Origin of the sequence: Specibacter sp. RAF43 (assembly GCF_052114065.1) — a bacterium.
GTDB lineage: Bacteria > Actinomycetota > Actinomycetes > Actinomycetales > Micrococcaceae > Specibacter.
The window spans coordinates 1-20,255 of the sequence record NZ_JBFREA010000040.1; the positions used below are offsets into that span (position 1 = coordinate 1).

At 62.9% G+C, this 20,255-nt stretch carries 14 protein-coding genes and 3 pseudogenes; 10 read left to right on the forward strand and 7 right to left on the reverse strand.

Features of this window, described 5'->3' with window-relative positions; genetic code table 11:
* A pseudogene (locus AB4Y80_RS15960) lies at positions 1 to 202 on the forward strand (hypothetical protein); the annotation flags it as partial.
* A 61-nt stretch (positions 203 to 263) separates the two neighbouring features.
* Here AB4Y80_RS15960 and AB4Y80_RS15965 read toward each other — a convergent pair.
* Positions 264 to 447: pseudogene (locus tag AB4Y80_RS15965) on the reverse strand (IS3 family transposase); the annotation flags it as partial.
* A 362-nt stretch (positions 448 to 809) separates the two neighbouring features.
* On the opposite strand from AB4Y80_RS15965, the gene AB4Y80_RS15970 reads away from it, so the two are divergent.
* Positions 810 to 1,418, forward strand: a complete 609-nt coding sequence (locus AB4Y80_RS15970; protein WP_442215327.1) for a GNAT family N-acetyltransferase — start codon at positions 810 to 812, stop codon at positions 1,416 to 1,418.
* A 31-nt stretch (positions 1,419 to 1,449) separates the two neighbouring features.
* On the opposite strand, the gene AB4Y80_RS15975 is transcribed toward AB4Y80_RS15970, so the two are convergent.
* The 4 genes from AB4Y80_RS15975 to AB4Y80_RS15990 form a co-directional block, all read right to left on the reverse strand.
* Positions 1,450 to 2,955, reverse strand: a complete 1,506-nt coding sequence (locus AB4Y80_RS15975) for a hypothetical protein (RefSeq protein ID WP_442215328.1) — start codon at positions 2,953 to 2,955, stop codon at positions 1,450 to 1,452.
* Positions 2,952 to 3,284 (reverse strand): helix-turn-helix domain-containing protein, encoded by a 333-nt coding sequence (locus AB4Y80_RS15980; protein ID WP_442215329.1) that lies wholly within the window; start codon positions 3,282 to 3,284, stop codon positions 2,952 to 2,954. Before AB4Y80_RS15980 ends, AB4Y80_RS15975 begins: the two co-directional genes overlap by 4 nt.
* Positions 3,281 to 4,429, reverse strand: coding sequence for a tyrosine-type recombinase/integrase (locus AB4Y80_RS15985; RefSeq protein WP_442215330.1), 1,149 nt, complete (start codon positions 4,427 to 4,429; stop codon positions 3,281 to 3,283). The genes AB4Y80_RS15980 and AB4Y80_RS15985 overlap by 4 nt, the downstream gene beginning before the upstream one ends.
* Positions 4,430 to 5,640: 1,211 nt before the next feature.
* Positions 5,641 to 6,180: a hypothetical protein gene (locus AB4Y80_RS15990; RefSeq protein WP_442215331.1), complete on the reverse strand. Its 540-nt coding sequence runs from the start codon at positions 6,178 to 6,180 to the stop codon at positions 5,641 to 5,643.
* Between the two features lie 444 nt (positions 6,181 to 6,624).
* On the opposite strand from AB4Y80_RS15990, the gene AB4Y80_RS15995 reads away from it, so the two are divergent.
* Positions 6,625 to 7,617 carry an IS481 family transposase gene (locus tag AB4Y80_RS15995; protein ID WP_442215332.1) on the forward strand — a complete coding sequence of 331 codons (993 nt, stop codon included), beginning with the start codon at positions 6,625 to 6,627 and terminating at the stop codon, positions 7,615 to 7,617.
* On the opposite strand, the pseudogene AB4Y80_RS16000 reads toward AB4Y80_RS15995, so the two are convergent.
* Positions 7,617 to 8,294 (reverse strand): annotated as a pseudogene (locus tag AB4Y80_RS16000) (amino acid transporter); the annotation flags it as partial. The gene AB4Y80_RS15995 and the pseudogene AB4Y80_RS16000 overlap by 1 nt on opposite strands.
* Before the next feature lie 471 nt (positions 8,295 to 8,765).
* Here AB4Y80_RS16000 and AB4Y80_RS16005 point away from each other — a divergent pair.
* From AB4Y80_RS16005 to AB4Y80_RS16035, 7 genes are all read left to right on the forward strand, one after another.
* Positions 8,766 to 8,846 carry a potassium-transporting ATPase subunit F gene (locus AB4Y80_RS16005; RefSeq protein WP_442215340.1) on the forward strand — a complete coding sequence of 27 codons (81 nt, stop codon included), beginning with the start codon at positions 8,766 to 8,768 and terminating at the stop codon, positions 8,844 to 8,846.
* 7 nt (positions 8,847 to 8,853) lie between these two features.
* The gene (gene kdpA / locus AB4Y80_RS16010) at positions 8,854 to 10,521 is read left to right on the forward strand and encodes a potassium-transporting ATPase subunit KdpA (protein WP_442215333.1); all 1,668 of its coding nucleotides are present in this window, start codon (positions 8,854 to 8,856) and stop codon (positions 10,519 to 10,521) included.
* Complete coding sequence (kdpB, locus tag AB4Y80_RS16015) at positions 10,518 to 12,644, forward strand: potassium-transporting ATPase subunit KdpB (RefSeq protein ID WP_442215334.1); 2,127 nt, start codon at positions 10,518 to 10,520, stop codon at positions 12,642 to 12,644. The genes kdpA and kdpB overlap by 4 nt, the downstream gene beginning before the upstream one ends.
* A gap of 10 nt (positions 12,645 to 12,654) precedes the next feature.
* Positions 12,655 to 13,266 carry a K(+)-transporting ATPase subunit C gene (gene kdpC / locus AB4Y80_RS16020; RefSeq protein ID WP_442215335.1) on the forward strand — a complete coding sequence of 204 codons (612 nt, stop codon included), beginning with the start codon at positions 12,655 to 12,657 and terminating at the stop codon, positions 13,264 to 13,266.
* 12 nt (positions 13,267 to 13,278) lie between these two features.
* Positions 13,279 to 15,930: an ATP-binding protein gene (locus AB4Y80_RS16025; RefSeq protein ID WP_442215336.1), complete on the forward strand. Its 2,652-nt coding sequence runs from the start codon at positions 13,279 to 13,281 to the stop codon at positions 15,928 to 15,930.
* Entirely contained in the window at positions 15,927 to 16,601 is a 675-nt protein-coding gene (locus AB4Y80_RS16030) for a response regulator (protein WP_442215337.1), read from the forward strand. Before AB4Y80_RS16025 ends, AB4Y80_RS16030 begins: the two co-directional genes overlap by 4 nt.
* 674 nt (positions 16,602 to 17,275) lie before the next feature.
* The gene (locus AB4Y80_RS16035; RefSeq protein WP_442215338.1) at positions 17,276 to 18,121 is read left to right on the forward strand and encodes a potassium transporter TrkG; all 846 of its coding nucleotides are present in this window, start codon (positions 17,276 to 17,278) and stop codon (positions 18,119 to 18,121) included.
* A 403-nt stretch (positions 18,122 to 18,524) separates the two neighbouring features.
* On the opposite strand, the gene AB4Y80_RS16040 is transcribed toward AB4Y80_RS16035, so the two are convergent.
* Positions 18,525 to 19,640, reverse strand: a complete 1,116-nt coding sequence (locus tag AB4Y80_RS16040; protein WP_442215339.1) for an FAD-dependent oxidoreductase — start codon at positions 19,638 to 19,640, stop codon at positions 18,525 to 18,527.
* Positions 19,641 to 20,255 lie beyond the last annotated feature (615 nt).

Here is a 20,255-nt window from a genome sequence, read left to right on the forward strand (position 1 = left end):
GGTCCTGGACGACGGCAACTATGCCAACGGCGTCCAGTTCCTCTCAAAGTACGGAACCGGAAAGTGTTGGGCGTACTGGCTTACGCGGCGCGACCTTGGTCTCTCCAACGAGCTGGTATCTGTGGTCGCAGAGCAGGAAGTTTTGGCCGCCGACAGCGACCTCAAAGCAGTCCTGGCGCTCTATGGAGCGAAGTGCCGGTAGTCGCGGGTTTCGCACCCGCTCCCGCTCCGCCGCAGCCATTGTCGGGGTATCCGTCTACTGCCTCCTCCAACAAGCGGTTGCGCTTCTTCAGTTCGCGCATTTCAGCAGACTCTGCCGCAGCCGAGCCGGCTCCGGAATCTTTATATTCGGCGATGGTGATCCAGCGCTTCAACGTCGTGACCGAAAGACCCAACATCCGTCACAATCTGCGCCATCGGCCCCTCGCCCTTGCGGGCCACATCAATAACATCTTGGCGGAACCCCGCCCCATAGGGATGGCTTACTGGTAGCGACCGTTATTCAAGTGGTCTGTATTCGTGCGGCGTCTGAGTCCCGACGGCGGAACAATCTTCTGACAGGCCTTCTACCTGCTCGGCGGTTCATTCTTCACCGTCGGGGGCGTCATCCCGCGTTCGCTGGTTGCCGCCCCCGGCTTCGTCGTCACGGTCAGTTTGTTTGCCGCCGGCACCCGATTGAACTCGCCATCTATTGCTAGGACAGTGGCCAAGGTTATTGGCCTAACGCAGCGTTGACGTGTGATTAAAGGCAGCTCGCCGGGCGGAACGCATTGGATAGAAGCAGGGCTCAAGGTAGGTAAACTTTTCCCATGACTAGGATCACACCCGTTACGCTCCGAGGAAAATACGTCACTCTCGAACCCCTCAACGAGGATCATCACGATGGACTCGTCGAAGCGGCATCCGATGGAGAACTTTGGAATCTTTGGTACACCGCAGTGCCGCGCCCCGAGGAAATGAGTGCGGAGATTCAACGCCGGCTGGGCATGCAAGAAGATGGCTCAATGGTTCCATTTACAACGCGTCTGAATGACCCAGTAACGGGCGACCCCGGCAAAATCATTGGCATGACAACCTACTGCGACATCAACGCCGAACTGCCACGCTTGGAAATCGGCTATACCTGGAACGCGGCCAGCGTTCAAGGAACCGGAACCAATCCGGATAGCAAGAGGCTTCTGCTTGGGCATGCATTCGAAACACTGAATTGCGTAGCTGTGGAATTTAGTACGCATTGGATGAACATGCAGTCGCGTGAAGCGATTGCCCGACTTGGGGCCAAGCAGGACGGGGTTCTGCGCGCAACAAGTCGCATGGCCGACGGTTCACTCCGCGACACCGTCATCTTCTCAATCGTCGCCTCGGAATGGCCACAAGTTCGAAGCGGGCTGGATTTGCGACTGGCGAAAAGGCGCTGACTTCGGGGTCGCTGACTTATAGCGGGCCCTTTTAGGGTGGTCTTTTTTCGTGTGGTGTCTGGATCCCGGCCGTGGCTGGTTGGTCGTGGGTCCCTGCTGCATAGCCGGTCCAGGGTGATCCGGCTTCGGCGGCGATCCTGGTGGTGCTGGTGTGGTGGTAGCCCAGTGCTTGGGCGAGGACAGGTGCCGGGATCTGGAGCGCAAGGTGTCGTATTGCGGAGGTTCGGCCGCGTTGGGGCGGGATGCCCAGTTTGCGCAGGAAGCCACGGAGGGTGACCGGGTGAAGGGGCTCTCCGGCGCGTTGCCCCGGGAACAGCCAGCAAGATCCGGGATTGGTTGCCGAGTCCATATTGGGGCGGTTTGCCAGATAATCCTGCAGGATCCGGGCCAGCGGTTCGGGTACCGGCGTCGGCGGATCTCCCAGACGAATGGTGGTGATGTCACTGGTCGTGAGCCTCACGATGCACGTTGCTGGCTGGGCATAGAGCAGGACCAGCAGCCCGGCGATTCTGGCTGGCAGTGGGATGTTCTCCTCGGTGAGGAGGCGCTGGATGGCGTTGATTCTGTGGTGTTGCCCCATGGGTGTCCGGGTGGCTGGCTGGCGGGAATGGATGGCCAGGACGGGCATTGTGCCGCTCTTCATGCACCACGTCAGGAATGCGTGGGATGAGCGGCGCGTCAAGTAGTTCTCGCTTTGCCAGGCGTCCAGATCGGCTTGCCGGGTACGGTTGAGGGGCGTGCCGCGGCGGCCGAGCCAGGCCAGGAACGCCAAAGCCTGGATCTGTTGTTCGCGGGCCACTTGGGTCGGTGAACTGCGAAGCGGGGCTTTGGCTGCCTTGGCCCGGAGTTTGCGGAGTTGGTGCCAGGTGGCGAAACGGCGCAGCAGCCGGGCCTGCTCGAAATCCGACACGGCGGCCAGATGGGTGTCCAGCCACCGTTCGAAGAGCAGCAGCTGCCTGTCCTTGAGGGGCAGGACGCCGCTTTGCATGAGCAGGTCGCGCAAGTAGGCGGCGCTTCTCCAGTTGGGCAGTTGCTGGAACGCTTCGTGGGTCAACTCGAGCCGGCCGGAGGCAAGATCACTCAGCATGGCCTTGGGCTGGGGACTTTGGACCCAGCTCAGCCCCAGAGTTGGCCGTTGCATGGTCCTCAGCTGATCGAACAGCGGGATCAGGGGTGGGTGGATGCGGCCGGTGCCGTCATCGAGCAGTGAGCTCAGCCGGTCGGTGAGGGTGCATCGTTCGCACAGTCTCCCACCGAGCAATCGTCCCTCAAAGCGGCAGCGGTCGCAGAAGAAATCTCGGGTGATTCCCGCGCAGTCCCGGCGGACGGGTGCCCCCGCACTGTCCCGGCCCGGCAACATGCGCTCGGCCTCACAGCCAGGGCAGCGACCGTAGGTGCGGGTGGCCTTGTCCAGGCAGTTCCGGCAGATTGGTCCGTCCGACCAGTTCGCCGCCTTGGCGGCCTTCCGGCCGCAGCGGACACAGGTGCGTACGTGCCACCGCTCATACTTCTCGCGACTGCCATAGGGTGGGCTCACGGTTCGGGGGTGATCCTGGCGCGCTTGGGCCGGATGGTGGCGGCAAAGTCCACGACTTCGGCGCCAGCGGTGGCCGTGCGGCGCGGGGCCACGGCCTCTGCCCGGGTGGCGATCAGCTCGGCGGGGGTCACTTCCAGGATGTCGCAGAGCGCGGCGAGGACCGGCAGGGAGAGCCGCTCGGGGATCTGGGTGACCAGCCGCCAGACCTGCACCGAGGAAAGCTCGATGCCGCGCTGGAGCAGCAATGGGGACAGATCGGTGGCGGTGAAGATCCCGCGGGTGGCCATGACCTCCCGCAGTCTCCACTGGTAACTGACGTGGCGTTTCATTGTGGTTTCCTTTCAGGCTGCAGGGCGGCAGCAACGGTGGTGTCCAGGGCGCGGCGCAGTGTCCTGGTGCGGAAGTCGGAAGAGACGCAGGTGTAGATCGAGGTGGTGGATGCGTGTTCGTGGCCGACCTGTTCCTGGACGAACCGGGCGTCCCAGCCATCCTCGATCAGGTGCGTGACGTAGAACCGTCGGAAGGAATGGAAGTCCAGCCCCTGATCCAGGCCAAGGCTGTCCCGATAGGTGCCGAAGCCGGTGTTCATCTGGGTGAAGCCCACGCGTGCGGAGCGTTCCGAGGGCCATAGCGCCCCGGTCTTGGCCGTTGTGAACATCGGACGGACTTCTTCATTCCATTGCTGCAGGATCTCCGCTGACCAGTCGAAGACCGTCAGCACGCTACGGCGTTTGGGCGGGGAACCCTTGCTTGCCTTGCCGTGGCGGACGTAGAGGACGCCGTATTCCCCGAACTCAGGGCCCCGGGGGTTGCGTCCGAAGTCCACAACATCAAGCATCCGCGCTTCGTTGCGGCGCAGTCCGAAGGCGTAGGCGGTCTTGAAGAGCATCGCGTCACGGAATGCCGGCAGCCAGCCCTTGCGTCCTTGACCGAGCACCCGGCCGACCTGTTCATCGGCATGGTCGAAGAACGCCTGTAATTCATCGCGGGTGAAGGCTCGCTTGGCCGGGCCTGCCTCGGCCTCCTGGACATGCACGGCGGCGTTCCACTCGTGGATCACCTGGACCGGGTGGGTGCCGAAGCGTTCCTGGCAGATGGCGGCCCATCCATAGCCGGGGTCGGTAACGAAGGCAAAGAAAGAGCGGATGGTCCCCTGGTAGTTCCGTAACGTTGAGCGGCGTAGGTTCCGGACCGAACGCAGATCACCCATCCACTCATCAACCATCTGCGGTGTCCAGGTCCATTGAAAGGCATCGGCGTGGCGGGTGAAAGCCCGTAGGGCCTTCTCGCGGCCCTCGATCGTGGAGAATGCCAGGTTCCGCGCCAGCTGCTGGTTGCGCCAGCCATCCAGCATGGCGGTGAAGATCTGTTCCTCCGGCCGCAGCAGCGGCAGATTGCCGATCAGATGCAGTCCCACCGCCCCGCGCTCGAAGCCGTTTCCGACCATCAAAAACCACCCCTCCACCGCTTGCATCAGATGAACGTATCTTTCATCAGATGCAAATCGATTGCAAGGGTTCAGACCAGAAGTGTTTCCACGCTTCCGCGGGAACCAGTCCGGGATAGCTCACCTGAGGAAATCCCACATCGCGTTAGGACTCTGACGTGGGCCAATGCTGAAAGATTCCGGAAAGTTCAAACCAACCGCAATAGAACATCAGATGAAATTGCGGCCATAATCTGAAAAAGTCGAACATCCATCGATAGGCCCGCCCGGCGTCCTGTAACCATCGTTCGTGAGAAACTTCAGCTCCGATTTGTCTTACATCGGGCAGTAATGACAGAGGGAAACAGAATCGTGACAACGCAAGATCGGCCCCTGACTATGAAAGTAGAATCATCGGTTGGATTAGAATTGCCTCGCACAGGGCACCGGTTGTTAGAGCGGGGGGGGGGGGGTGGTGCCATCGTCGGGTATGGGCAGCCTCGGCAATCGGTTGGATGCCTTCAATTGCACTGGAATTGACCGCTCGATCGAGACTGCGCGGAGCGTGTCATTCTGACCCAGCCCTCCGCTGGGCACCAAGGGTCGGAGGGCGAAAAAGGAGGGTGTGTACAACGTACACACCCTAAGGCGTTGGACTGCATCGTTCTCGTTCGGAATGGCTAGGATTCGGTAGCTGTTCTGGGCTTCCCTGCGTTTGCGGGGCGTGTCGGCTGGTTCGAGTCCCACCTCGGGCACCGTATTACCGCAGGTCAGAGGCTATTTGCTCTGCGAGGTGTGTACAAGACCATGGAATCTGTTCCCATGGTGGCTCTTTTTATGCAGCCGGTTGGTTGTCCAGGGCTGGTTTAGCTGTGGTTCAGTGGCCGTTCCCTCCTTGGTTGCTTGGGGTGAATTTTCCTTACACCTGTTCATAGCTTTCTGGAGCCTTTGCGACGTGAGTGGGGGAGCCTCACTCAGGTGTCTACCGCAAGGGGCGCCCTCCTCGCGATGGAAACTGTCAACGGGATCCCGGAACGGTCCCACTTGTACCCTTATCAATGGATTTCGATAGGACGGACGATGTCGGATAGTTTCATCCGCCGGCGGTTGCTGGATTCGGTGCCAGGTTTCGCGTTGAGGCATTCACGTATGACCTAGTTTTCCACCCGCCGCCGGTGATGCTGGATCTGAGCGCGACGACAGAAATTGCTATTCCGCCGATGAGTGCGGCCCAACCAGGAAGTGGGACCGCGGCCAACTCAGCCGGTATGCCGCTGAGTCCTAATGACGGGCAGCCCAATGGCATCCACTTGGGCCGCACGTTTTTCGTTCACCTCGAACGTCGTCGACATGGTGTGGGAAGTTTTCTCAATCCGTTGCTCTATTCGGCTCAATGAATTCGAAATATCCAAAAAGCGGCCCTCGTACTCTTCGACCTTGTAATCGACGTACTTCTCAACGCTTACGACATAATCATGCAGTTCGGCGATGCGGATATCAGCATCCGCCTCCGGTGTCCATGAGCGATTGTGGCCAAAAGCGCGGCCGGTCAGTTCGACCACGACTCCAACTTGCCCGGCACCGGACACCACGGGGACTTCGCGCCGCAGGAAAGGCAGCACCTCAGTGAACCATCTCCGCCCGGCGGCGGCCCACCCCCGACTAATGCGGAGCAGGTGCTTGCAGCCGGCTGGTGCGGCAACGCAAGCGCCGAGCAGTGCCATGCCGACGCCAACGTAGCGGTTCATCGGTTCGAGCAAGCCGCCGGTGCCTTGAAACCAGCTCCCCCAATCATTCATGCTTCAAGTCTGGCAGCACGCTGTGACAACCCGCACGCACGCCCGCCGAGTAGATGCTCTAAGACTCGGGGCGGTCACCTGCCGCATGGCCAGGCTGCTCGGAATCCAAACGGTGGCGGATCGACAAAATGCGGTGCGGTCAACGCGTTGATCTCCAATAGGCGACCATCAAATTGATGAAATCGCCGGGTGTCTTGATTGGCCGTTCAACGATTCCTCGACGAAAAACGGTCTATGAGGCGCAGCCCTTCGACTGTTCAGAGTTGAAATGCGTGAATCAACGTGAGTGGAAGGCTTCAAGGATGCAGCAGCGGCGCTAGATGTACTGCCCGGGCAGGTTGGTTGAATTCGTGCGAGGACACGATCTGAATTGAGGGGATGACGAAGGCCTCCTGATGTGGAGTGGAGCTGTCTAAGTAACCGCTTCACAAACAGGAGGCCTTCGTGTCCCACGCTAATGCAGCATTGACCCCAAAAGCACGTTTGAAACTCGCCCGGTTCATCATCGAGGAAGGATGGAGTGTCGCCACCGCCGCGAAGATGTTCTTGGTCTCCTGGCCAACGGCCAAACGGTGGGCGGAGCGCTATCGCGTCTGCGGCAGGCGCGGCATGTTCGATAGGCCCAGCAGGCCCGGGATGAGCCCGAACCGCACCCCGGCGGCCCTGGTCAAAAAGATCGTGTCCCTGCGCTGGCGCAAACGCCTGGGCCCGGTCCAGATCGCCTTCCGGCTGGGCCTGGCGCCCTCGACGGTGCACGCGGTGCTGGTGCGGTGCCGCCTCAACCGGCTGCGCTACCTCGATAGGGCCACCGGCGAGCCGATCCGCCGCTACGAACACCCCCATCCCGGGGCGATGATCCACGGGGGCGTCACCAAGTTCGGCACCATCCCCGACGGCGGAGGACACCGCTTCCTCGGCCGGCAAGCAGGCGGCAGGAATCGTGCCGCGACACCGGGGAAGCCACGCAATGCCCACCACAAGCCCACAATGGGTACCGCGTTTGTGCACGCCGTGGTCGATGACCATTCACGCATCGCCTACGCGGAGATCCACGAGGACGAGAAGTCGGTGACGGCCATCGCCGTGCTCCGGCGCGCCGTGGCCTGGTTCGCGGCCAGGCAGGTCAGGGTGGAGCGGGTCCTCAGCGATAACGGCTCTGCCTACCGCTCACACGCCTGGCGCGATGCCTGCACCGAACTGGGCATCACACCCAAGCGGACCCGGCCCTACCGGCCCCAGACCAACGGCAAGATCGAGCGGTTCCATCGGGTCCTGAACGACGGATGGGCCTACGCCAAGTTCTACGGCAGCGAAACCGCCCGCCGAAAGGACCTGCCCGCCTGGATCCATGAGTACAATCACCACGGGCCCCACACCGCCATCGGGAACCAGCCACCCATCAGCCGCTTAACCAACGTCACCGGTCAGTACGACTAGTCGCCGACGGCAACGGGGTGGGTAAACACCTCGAAGAGTGTCGCGACTACCACCACGACGTTTAGTCCCAGGTAGAGGGCTACCAGGGTGACGGCGACGGCGATGGCTTCCTTAAATACGCGCAGGAACACGGCGGCGAGCAGCGCCAGCAAAAAGAGGGTCACGGCAACGTTTTGTCCCTGCAGCCAGCCGGGGACAACAGGGTTTTGGATGACGTGTGCGGTGGCGTCCGCGGCAGAGAGGGTCATGGTGATCATGAAATCGGTGTCGGCGAACCCGAGCAGGACGAGCATCTTCTGGCCCCAGCGGGGCATGAGGCGTTCCAGCATGGCGATGGAGCCCTCGCCGCGGTGGCTCTCGCCCGCACCCGGCGGTAGACGGGCAGGGCGCCCAGGAGGGTGACGGCCACCAGGACGATGGTGGCCGGTGGGGGACTCGCACCGGCGGCCAGGGCCGCGATGGCCGGCTGGTAGCCCAGTGTGGAGAAGTAGTCCACGCCGGTCAGGCACACCAGCTGCCACCACGGATGCTTCTTCAGGTGGGAGTCGCTCACGGCGCCGGGTCCCTGGTGTATCACGTTGCTGTCCTGGAGTCCGAACAGCAGCCAGATCTTCAGGGCCGCCATGCCCTTCGGGTGTAGTGCCGATGGATTCCGGGGGCCTGCTCAACGTCGTCATGGATTCCTTTCCGCGCGACACACCGCGCCGCGACCACAGCCGAAGATGGCACCGACCACGCGCGTTTTCCCCGGATCGTCACCGATCTTTGCGAATCCTTAAAGTCGGGTCCTTACCAAACACCGGGGCGAATGCGGGACCGGCGAAAGGCCATGCGGACCGGCTTGCATCCACCCGACACCGGATTTATCGCCGGCGCGAAGAAATCGGCAAGATCCGGCCCTGCCGCGTTAAGAATTTGTTAGGGACGCCTTCTTCACGACTCCTTCACGACTCACCGGGTGTTGACTGGGCCCATCCCGCAGACAATGTTGCGGGCGGATGAAAGGAACGTGTCGTGGCCGATCTGGCTGTTGTGGGCATTTTTGTGGTGTCCATGGGTTTCGTGATGTGGGTTGGTCATCTCCTGGCCGGGATGGTTGGCGGTGCCAATGATGGGCCGGTGACGGACCAGTGAACATGGATGCCACCATGTGGGCCGTGCTATTGATCGCGGGCCTAGCCCTACTGGGCTATCTGCTGGCCGTGCTCATTCATCCGGAAAAGTGGTGAGCAGGACGTGACGTTCAATACCGCGTCGTTTATCGTCGAGGTCGCCGCGCTCGTCCTGGTTCTCGCCGCCCTGCACAAGCCGCTGGGCGTCTACCTGGCCCGCGTTTTTGAGGGCACGACGTCGACCCGCCCGGAGCGGCTGTTCTATCGGCTCGCCGGTGTCGACGCTGGCACCGAGCAGACTTGGGCGGTGTATCTGCGCAGCGTACTGGTGTTCTCCGCCGTCTCCATCGTGGTTGTGTTCCTGTTCCAACGCCTGCAGGGTGTCCTGCCGGGCAGCGGTTCCCTGCCCGGCGTCGACCCGTGGGTGGCCATGAATACCGCCATATCCTTTGTGACCAACACGAACTGGCAAACCTACGTTCCCGAGACCACGGTTGGGATCTTCGTGCAGATGACCCTGTTGGCGGTGCAGAACTTCCTTTCGGCCGCCGTCGGCATTGTTGTCGTCGTCGCCCTGATCCGCGGCATCGCCCGCACCAGGACGCAGCGGCTGGGCAACTTCTGGGTGGACCTGGCCCGGACGTCGTTCCGGGTCATGCTTCCGCTCGCGTTCGTCGCGGCCCTGGTGATGGTCCTCGGTGGTGTGGTGCAGAACTTTTGGCCCACCGACGTCGTCAACCAGGCGGCCGGGATTAGCCAGACCATTCCCGGCGGGCCGGTCGCGTCCCAGGAGGCCATTAAGGAGCTCGGAACCAACGGCGGCGGTTACTTCAATTCGAACTCGGCCCACCCGTTCGAGAACCCGAACGTGTTCATCAGCCTCTTCGAGGTGTTCCTGCTCCTGCTGATCCCCTCGGCCCTGCCCTACGCTTTCGGCAGGATGGTCGGGGACCAGAAGCAGGGCTACACGGTGGTCGCCGTCATGGGCTCGCTCTGGCTGGCCTCCGTTTCCCTGATGGGCTGGGCCGTGGCTTCCTGGCAGGGAACAGCGACGGCGGCTGCCGGCGGGCTGGGCGAAGGCTTTGAACAGCGCTTCGGGCCCGTGCCGAGTGCGATCTTCGCCGCCTCCACCACGCTGACCTCCACCGGCGCCGTAAACGTCGCCCACGATTCCCTGCCGCCGCTGGCCGGGGGCGTTGCCATGGTAAACATGATGCTCGGCGAAGTGGCCCCCGGCGGAACGGGCTCCGGGCTGTACGGGCTGCTGATCCTGTCCATCATTTCCGTCTTCATCGCCGGGCTCATGGTGGGGCGCACCCCGGAGTATCTGGGCAAGAAGATCGGCCCCAAGGAAATGAAGCTCGCTGCTATGTACATCCTGGTCACTCCGGCCTTGGTCCTGGCCATGGCCGGCATCACCGTTATGCTGCCGGACATCATGACCAACGCCCCGTCAACTGGCCCCCACGAGTTCAGCGAAGTGCTCTACGCCTTCACCTCCGGGGCCAACAACAACGGCTCCGCGTTCGGCGGCATCACCACCTCCGGACCCTACTTCTCGGTCATGATGGGCATGGCCATGCTGTTGGGCCGTTTCCTCCCCATTGCCCTGGTCCTCGCGCTGGCCGGGTCCCTCGCCCGGCAGGGCAAGATTCCCGCCTCCGCCGGCACCGTCCCCACCCACGGCGCAATCTTCGGTTCGCTGTTGCTTGGCGTGACAGTGATCCTGACCGCCCTGAGCTACTTTCCGGCCCTTGCCCTGGGCCCCCTAGCAGAAGGACTCCTCAAATGATCCCGTCTCGGACGGACTCCGCCGCCCAGACTTACGCTGACGGCAACCCCCTCGGCACCCCCGGCGAGCACAAACACCACACCAAGGCACCCGCGAATCTGACGCTCGCTTCCGTTGCGGCCGCCCTGCCCCTGGCTGTCCGGAAACTCGCCCCGCGCCAGATGATCCACTCCCCGGTCATGTTCACCGTGCTGGTCGGGGCCGCCCTATGCACAGCGATTTCCCCGTACCGGCCCTCCGTGTTCGGCATCGCGGTCACGGTTTGGCTATGGCTCACTGTCCTTTTCGGCACCCTGTCCGAATCCATCGCCGAGGGCCGCGGCAAAGCCCAGGCCGACAGCCTCCGCGCCAGCCGCACAGGCGTCCAGGCCCGGCTCCGGCAACCCGACGGCACCACCCGGGACGTCCCCGGAACCGAGCTGCGGCTCAACGACGTCGTCATCTGCGAAGTTGGGGACGTCATCCCCTCCGACGGCGAAATCATCGAAGGGCTGGCCAGCGTCGACGAGTCCACCATCACCGGCGAATCAGCACCTGTCATCCGCGAATCCGGAGGCGACAGGTCCTCCGTCACGGGCGGCACGAAGGTCCTCTCCGACCGGATCGTCATCCGCATCACGGCAGCACCGGGCGAGACCTTCATCGACCGGATGATCAAGCTCGTCGAAGGCGCCGTGCGGCAGAAAACCCCCAACGAAATCGCACTGCATGTGCTTCTGGTGTCCCTGACCATCGTGTTCCTTGCCGTCACCATGTCCCTGGCGCCTTTCGCCTCCCTCGCCGGAGCCACCCCGTCACCGATCGAACTGGTGGCCCTGCTGGTCTGCCTGATCCCCACAACCATCGGCGCCCTTGTACCGGCAATCGGCATCGCCGGCATGGACCGCCTCGTCCAGCACAATGTGCTGGCCACCTCGGGACGTGCCGTGGAAACCGCAGGGGATATCACTACCCTGCTGCTGGATAAGACGGGCACCATCACGTACGGCAACCGCCGTGCCGTCAATTTCTTCCCCGCAAATAACGTGGCGCGGACCGAACTCATCGACGCCGCCCGGCTCTCCAGCCTTGCCGATGAAACCCCCGAGGGGCGCTCCATCGTGGACCTCTCCACCGAAAAAGGCGCCACAGGCCCAAGCCTGGCCGACCTCGGGAACGGTACCGACAGTTTCGAAGTGGTCGAGTTCAGCGCAGGCACGAGAATGAGCGGACTCGACTACGCGGGACAACTGATCCGCAAAGGCGCCGCATCTGCCGTCGCAGCGTTCGTTGCAGAAGCCGGCGGCCGCACCCCAGCCGAAGTCGAGAACCGGGTACAGGAAATCTCCGCCCAGGGTGGCACACCCTTGCTGGTCGCCCGGATCAGCGCGGCCGGCCACGCCGAAGTCCTCGGAACAGTCCATCTGGCCGACGTCGTCAAACCGGGCATGCACGCCCGCTTCGCCGAACTGCGGAAGATGGGTATCCGGACGGTGATGATCACCGGCGATAACCCCATCACCGCCAAGGCGATCGCCGCCGAAGCAGGCGTCGATGACTTCCTCGCTGAAGCCACCCCCGAGGACAAACTCGCCGTCATCAAGAAGGAACAGTCCGAAGGGAGGCTGGTGGCCATGACTGGGGACGGCACCAATGATGCCCCCGCCCTGGCCGCGGCCGACGTCGGGGTCGCGATGAACTCCGGCACCCCGGCAGCGAAAGACGCCGCCAACATGGTGGACCTCGACTCGGATCCGACCAAGCTCATCAACATCGTCGGCATCGGCAAACAGCTGCTGATCACCCGCGGCGCGCTCACCACGTTCTCGGTCGCGAACGACGTCGCGAAGTACTTCGCCATCGTCCCTGCACTGTTTACCGCCGCCTTCCCTGGGCTGGGGCTGCTGAACATCATGGGCCTGGCCACACCGTCCTCGGCCATCCTGTCAGCGGTGATCTTCAACGCCCTGATCATCATTGCCCTGGTGCCGCTGGCCCTGCGCGGTGTGAAGTACCGGGCCGTGTCCGCCAACCAGGCGCTGGGCCGGAACCTGCTGATCTACGGGCTCGGCGGGCTCGTCGCCCCGTTCATCGGCATCAAGATCATCGACATGCTCATTTCCCTTATCCCCGGCATTGGCTAGGAACTTCCCCATGAAAAATCTCACCGGTTACCTCCGCCAGGCCGGAACGGCCATGCGGTTCCTCATTCTTGCCACTGTGATTCTCGGACTGATCTATCCATTGGCGATCTTCGGCATCGGGCAGGCCATCGCCCCCTATCAGGTCAACGGATCCATCATCAAAGACACCGGCGGCAAGCCCGCCGCTTCGGCTCTGCTGGCACAGGTCTCCGCCGGTGACACCGGCATCCAGGACCCGAAATGGTTCCATGCCCGGCCCTCGGCCGTGAAGTGGGATCCGGCGTCCTCCTCGTCCAGCAACCTTGGCCCCAACGATCCCAAGCTGCTCGAGGCAGTGACTGCCAACCGGTCAGCCATTGCCGAAGCCGAAGGCATAAGCGGGGCCGAAGTCCCCGCGGATGCCGTGACGGCCAGCGGGTCCGGGCTGGACCCGGACATCTCCCCGGCCTATGCGAAGATCCAGGTGGCTAGGGTCGCTGCAGCCAGCGGCCTCAGCCTCGAATCGGTCCAGGCCATGGTCGACCGGCACACCAGTTCAGGTCTGGAGGCGTTCCTCGGAGAGCCGTCCGTGAACGTCACGGCTCTGAACCTGGCACTGGCCGCAGCGGTGCAGTCCAAGTGAAAGAATGACCTCATGGCACGGGCAACGCTGCGTATCTTCCTGGGGGCCGCACCAGGGGTCGGCAAGACCTACGCCATGCTCGAGGAGGGCCACCGGCTGGCCGGACGCGGCGAGGACGTGGTGGTTGCTTTCGCGCTGGACCACGGCCGGGCCGACACCCGCGCAGTGCTGGACGGGCTCGACGTCATCCCGCCCCGGAGACTCCCGTATCGGGGCACCGAGTTCGAGGAGATGGACCTGGACGCCGTTCTGGCACGGGCGCCCGGCACCGCGATCGTGGACGAATACGCGCACTCCAACATCCCCGGTAGCCGTCATCCGAAGCGCTGGCAGGATGTAGAGGAACTCCTCCACGCCGGCATCAATGTCCTGTCCACCGTCAACATCCAGCACCTGGAATCCCTCGGCGACGTCGTCAGTGCCATCACCGATGTCCGGCAGGTCGAGACCGTGCCCGATGACATTGTCCGGCGGGCTGATCAGATCCACTTGGTGGATATTTCCCCGGAGCTGCTCCGCCAACGCCTCGGTGACGGAAAAATCTATGCCGCCGAGAAGATCGACGCCGCCCTGTCGAACTACTTCCGCCTCGGTAACCTGACGGCACTGCGGGAGCTTGCCCTGCTTTGGCTTGCCGACAGGGTGGATGAGGGCCTAGCTAAATACCGTGCCGAGCAGGGGATCGAAGCCAGCTGGCCGGCGCGCGAACGGATTGTCATCGGCCTCACCGGTGGTCCCGAAGGCGAGGCTCTGATCCGACGGGCCGCCAGAATCCTCAAGCGTGTAAGCGGCGGGGACCTGCTCGCTGTCCATGTGCGGGCCGCGGACGGTGTCGCCGCAGAGTCCCCGCAGGCACTCGAGGCCCAGCGGCAGCTGATCCGGGACCTTGGCGGCAGCTACCACACCGTGGCCGGTGAAGACCCGGCAACGGCCCTGCTGGACTTCGCCCGCAGTGTCAACGCCACCCAGATCGTCGTCGGTGTCTCCAGTCACAGCAACCTCAGCCGACTGTTCGGCGGAGGCGGGATCGGCAACCGGGTAGTCAGGGGCTCCGGAGACATCGACGTGCACATGGTCTCCCACTCGCTCGGTGGGCGCGGCCTGGATCACCGCCGTGAACGGGATCTCGGACGCATACGGGTGTCCGTCGGTTTCGCCCTGGCCGTCATCCTTCCGGTGGTGCTACAGCTGCTTCTGGCCCTGAACCCGGAGCAGAATGTTGCGACGGCCGTGCTGGTTCAGCTCACCGGATCGATTGCCGTCGCACTCATCGGCGGGCTGTGGCCGGCACTGCTCGGAGCGATCTGGAGCAGCCTCCTGGTGAACTACTACTCGACTCCGCCGGTAGGTAACCTGACTATCAGCGACCCGCAGAACATCTTTGCACTTCTGGTCTTCGTCGGCGTCTCCGCGGCTGTTGCAGCCGTAGTGGATGTTTCGGCCCGCCGCTCGAAGGAAGCCGCCCGCGCTCGGGCGGAGGCCGCAACGATGGGTGATCTGACGCGCGGGGCCGTTAGTGCCGAGGACACGGTCAAGGGTTTGCTCGTGCAGGCGCTGGACGTGTTCCAGGTACGCGGCTCAGCTCTCTTCACCCGGGCGGGCAGCACCTCCGGAAGCAACTCAGCCGACGCCGGCGATGAGAGTAGCTGGCGGCTCGTCGCCCATGCAGGGGATTTCGCCGTCACCGGCCCGGACGAAGGTGAGAATATCGAAGACGTGAATCCGGGGACCCGTCTGGTCCTCTCAGGCAGGGTCCTTCCGGCTGGCGACCGGCGCCTGCTCGACGCGTTCGGCGTACAGCTCGCGGCCCAGCTCGAACGCCGCCAGCTCGCGGTGAGCCAGCGCGAAGTCCTCCGCCTGGCCGAAGGCAACACCATGCGCACCTCAATCCTCCGTGCCGTCTCCCACGACCTGCGCACACCATTGGCTGGTATCAAACTGGCAGTCGGCGGCCTCAGGCAGCCCAACATCCACTACACCGCAGAGGAGGAACAGGAGCTACTCGCCACCATCGATGAGTGTTCGGACCGGCTCGATGCCCTCGTGGGTAACCTCCTGGACATGTCCCGGATCACCTCCGACTCGGTGAACCCCCTGATCCGTCCCGTCCGTTGGTACGAAGTCATCCCGGATGCCCTGCACGGAATCCCGTCCGGCAGGGTCCGGGTGGACCTGCCGCCCAACATGCCCGCTGTGGATGCCGACGCGGGAATGCTCGAACGCGTCATTGCAAACATCGTGGAAAACGCCGTCAAATACGCCCCGGATTCTGACATCGTCCTTGTCGGTGCCGCCGGAGGTATGGGCAGCACACGAGTGGCCGGGCATCCCTCAGGTGAATTGCGCATCATTGACCACGGCCAGGGAATCCCTGCAGACAGTGTCGTGCAAATGTTCCAGCCGTTCCAACGGCTCGATGACGTTCCTGCAGCCGCAGGGGTCGGACTCGGCCTGGCCGTGGCCAAAGGCTTCATCGAAGCGATGGGCGGCACACTCACCGCTGAACAGACACCCGGCGGCGGACTCACGATGGTGATCCGCCTGCCGCTCTCCACCGGTGCGGCATTCACCTACGACGGTGCGCAGGCGCCAGTAAGCGCTCAGTCTGCGCTCCTGCGACGGCAGCACACCTCACCTTTCCCCTCCCGGAAGCAGACACCATGAGCAACGTCCTTGTGGTGGACGACGACGCCCATATCCGGAGCGCACTGGGGATCACTCTTCGGGCACACGGCTATACCGTCTCCACCGCCCCTGACGGTGAATCCGCACTTGTTTCAGCCGCCCAACACCCGGTCAACATCGTCATCCTCGACCTCGGCCTGCCGGACGTCGACGGAACCACGGTCATCACGCGCCTGCGGAAGTGGAGTGGCGTGCCAATCCTTGTCCTTTCCGCCCGGCACGGTTCCAATGACAAGGTTCAAGCCCTGGACGCCGGCGCCGACGACTACATCACCAAACCGTTCGGACTCGACGAACTGCTCGCCCGCCTCCGCGCACTGCTGCGCCGCCGCATCGAACCTGACGAGACACCCATCATCACCACCGACGCCTTCACCGTGGACTTGGCCATGCACCGTGTCCGCCGCCACGGCCTGTATGTGAGCCTGACACCCACCGAATGGAGCCTTCTTGAACTTCTGGTGCGCAATCCGGAAAAACTCATCACCCAGCAACAACTCCTTTCCGAAGTATGGGGGCCCGCCTATGGGAAGGAAGCCAACTACCTCCGCGTCTACATGGCCCAGCTCCGACGAAAACTCGAACCCGAACCCGGAAACCCCCGCCACCTCCTGACCGAATCCGGCATCGGCTACCGGTTCATGCCCTAAACCCGATTCGGGATGCCCTCGAGGCCAGTGGCAAACAAGTTCTGCGCATATGGATTTCGTTAAGACCGCCCAACAGGCCCATGACGGGGTGCTACGCTCCCTCATGACCCACGGTCGATAACACCGTATTCCAGGACGAGAGGAAACCCTGGTGCGCGCACCAGGAGCCGTCTCGGAATGTGCCGCCTGATGGCCGACAACGGAGTGCGGTCCATCCTTGGGCGCTTCAGTGTGGATCCGCGGAAGCATCCGAGAGGTCCAGCCGGAAAGCCACAGAAAGAGGGCGCCATCAAGCGCCTGCTGCTGCACCCGGTACGGTCAGTACCGTTCGCATTCCTCGCCGTGATCCTCTTGGGCGCCGGATTCCTGATGCTCCCGATCTCACGCACGGCAAGTGACGCGGACCTGATCATGCCAGCACTTTTCACCTCCGTCTCCGCCGTCTGCGTCACTGGCCTGATCACAGTTGACACGCCTACCTTCTGGACCCCGTTCGGCCAGGGTGTCATTCTCCTGCTCATTCAGGTCGGCGGATTCGGCATCATGACCCTGGCCACCCTGCTTGCCCTAATGGTCAGAAAAAACCTTGGGCTCCGCGGCCAGCTGGTCGCCCAATCCGAGACTCAGACCCTGAACTTCGGCAACGTGCGCTCCGTGCTCGGGTGGCCAGAATCATGGCAGCCTTTGAAGCCGCCACCGCCGTCGCCCTCACCCTCCGGTTTTGGATCGCCTACGACGACAACCTCGCCACAGCGCTCTGGCACGGCATCTTCCACGCCGTCTCCGCCTTCAACAATGCGGGGTTCGCTCTCTATAGTGACAGCCTGATCGGCTTCGCAGAAGACCCGTGGATCATCATCCCCGTCTGCGGTGCCGTAATCGCCGGCGGTCTGGGATTCCCCGTGCTCATCGCCTTGTTCAAGGACGGCCTCAGACACAAGACCTGGACTGTCCACACCCGGCTCACGGTCTACGGCACCCTGCTGCTGCTGGCCGTAGGAACCGCCGCGTTTGCGGCGTTCGACTGGGCCAGAGCGGAAACCCTCGGCCATTTGTCCCTCCGTGGGAAGTTCCTGGCGTCGCTGGCGGGCGGTGTCTTCCCGCGCACTGCAGGCGGCATCAAGATCACCACTTTCCTAGTCCTAGGCTTCGCGATCTGGAATGAAATTCGAGGCCGCGAACAGGTCACGATTGCCCACCGCTCCATCAGTTCTTCCGTGCAGCGGCAGGCCCTGTCCGTAGCCCTCCTTGGTGTTGGAGCAGTCATCGTTGGAACCATCCTGATGCTCATGTTCACCGACCATGGACTGGAACGCGTCCTGTTCGAAACCATCTCCGCGTTCGCCACCATAGGCGTGAGTACCGGTATCACCTTCAGTCTTCCGGCAAGCGCCCAAGGAGTGCTGATCGCGCTGATGTTCATCGGAAGAATCGGGACGATCACCGTGGCATCCGCACTGGCCCTGTCAGCTCACCCAAGGTTCTACCGTCTGCCCGAGGAACGGCCAATCATCGGATAACAGGGCAGCTACGTTTCCGAAGCTGTCGGTATGCTCACACCCCTTCTGGCGAATCCCACCTGTGGGCGCGGGCGTAGGCGCACGCCGCTCGATCGCGCCAGGCTCAGTGCATGCGGCAGCGAATGGGTTCCATGATTCCTCAGGGTAGCCTCCAGCGCCGGCGGTACGGGGCAGGAAACCCTCAGCCATCTTGGCAGTTCGAATCCCCCCGAGGTTCTGGTGGGATCCATCACCGGTAGCACGATCGTAGCCCAAAGACATTTCAAAGGGTGACGGGCAGATGGGTACGGGCCACGAGCCAAATCGGGTGCACAGCTGCAGGGAGGCTCGCGACCCTTGCTCGGCCCAGGTGACCCGGCTGTCACCGGTCAGCTGAGGGGATAAGTTGCTCGAGAGGGGCGATTCACAGCCTGTTCCGAAAAGGGAGCGCGTTCAAGACTGCATTGCGTATCGTGATTCCTGATCGGGTCTTGGGCACGAGGAGGCGTGATGCGATGCCAGCACCTCGTTGCATCGGTCGGGCATATTTGCGGTGCGTGTGTTCATAGGCCCCGAACGCGGTGGCGTGGTCGCCCGGGTGCACGGCAATCGCATCGGCGAGGGTCTTGGCTCCGACGATTGCGCTGCTGGAGCCTTCACCGAACAGGGAGATGCAACCGGCAGCGTCACCAAGCAGGACCACACGTCCGGCACTCCATTGTGGTACTGCGATGCGAGTGACGGCATCGAAGTACCTATCCTCGGACGCGCCCCATTCCTGAAGTGCGCGCTTGGTGAGCCAACCACCGTCGGCGTAGGTGGACTCGACGAGTCGCCTGCCTTGGTCCGGGTCGCGGTAATCGAAATCGTCCGGCCCACGGAAGATGAAAGCGAACCCGGGCTTCCCGCCAGCCGGATGGATGGTCAACGAGGTGCCCGGTTCGTTGTACATCAGCACGGTGCGCGGATCCTCGATCGGTATCGACGAGCGCACAGTGCCCACGAACATGCCAAAAGGGCGGGAAAAACGTTCTTCACGACCGAACACAAGGGCCCGGACAGAGGAATGTATCCCGTCGGCTCCAACGACCATATCGAAGCGCCGGGAACGAGTCCGCCGAAACTCGACGTCGATCCCGCCGCCACCTTGGTGCAAGGCCGTGATCGAGTCGTCCCGGATGATGAGGCTGCTCTCCTGGGCCTTGCCGAGCAACAAACCGACGAGTTCGCCGCGGGAGACCTCCACTTCCTCGTTGCGGTTGCCACGACGGTGTGTGCGAATCGATGCCAGGGGCCGCCCGTCGGCGTTGACGAAGGCTAGGCGTTCTATACCTGTGGCAGCCTCCTGAAGCCGTGACCAAATGCTCATGTCCTGTGCAATGGTGACCGCGGCTCCCCGCACATCGACGGGATTGCCACTAGATCGTATGCCAGCTGCCCGTTCCACGACCGTGACAGACCAACCGGCCCTTGCCAACCAATACGCGGCGGTCGCGCCAGCAATGCCGCCCCCGGAGACCAGAACACTGCGATCAGCCATGCGCCCATTCAAACACTCAACACCACAGACACTCAATGCCGATCGCGAACCAGCCTCCTTCCTTGCAGGGCCTTCGACATAGTTGGGGCTATCCGCTAGGCGAGTCCCGGATAGTGGAGCCCGACAAGGCGTCAGTGCTTGAGTGGTTTAGTCTTGACGATCTGCCGTCAGCGGTTGTTCCGCGCGAGAGGCTTATCTTGGACCGTGTGAGAAGCAGGCTCCCACCAATTGCCGTTCTCTGATTTTCATTGAAGGACGAATGGGCGACCATTGAAGAACAGCCGGATTCCACAGTACTGAGGGCTGGCCTATTCGATTCAGTCCTTCTGGCCACTCACTGCTCGCTGCTTTCATTGTTGCTGCCCCCGCCAAGGCGAAGTGACCAGTATCGCCTCGTTGGCATTTCTGTGGCTTTTTGGTGGTAAAACTGGTCCTGTCGGGATAGAGTTGAAACAGCAGCCACCCGTAATCAAGGAATGTCATGAGCATCTCAACCATCCAGAACGCCGGGTTCGCGGGCACCGCACGCCTGGGCATCCGCGAGGTCGTGCGCCAGCTCAACGCCGCACTGGGGGCCACGCTGGTGGCGGCCCTTACAAGCAGCAAAGACCCGCG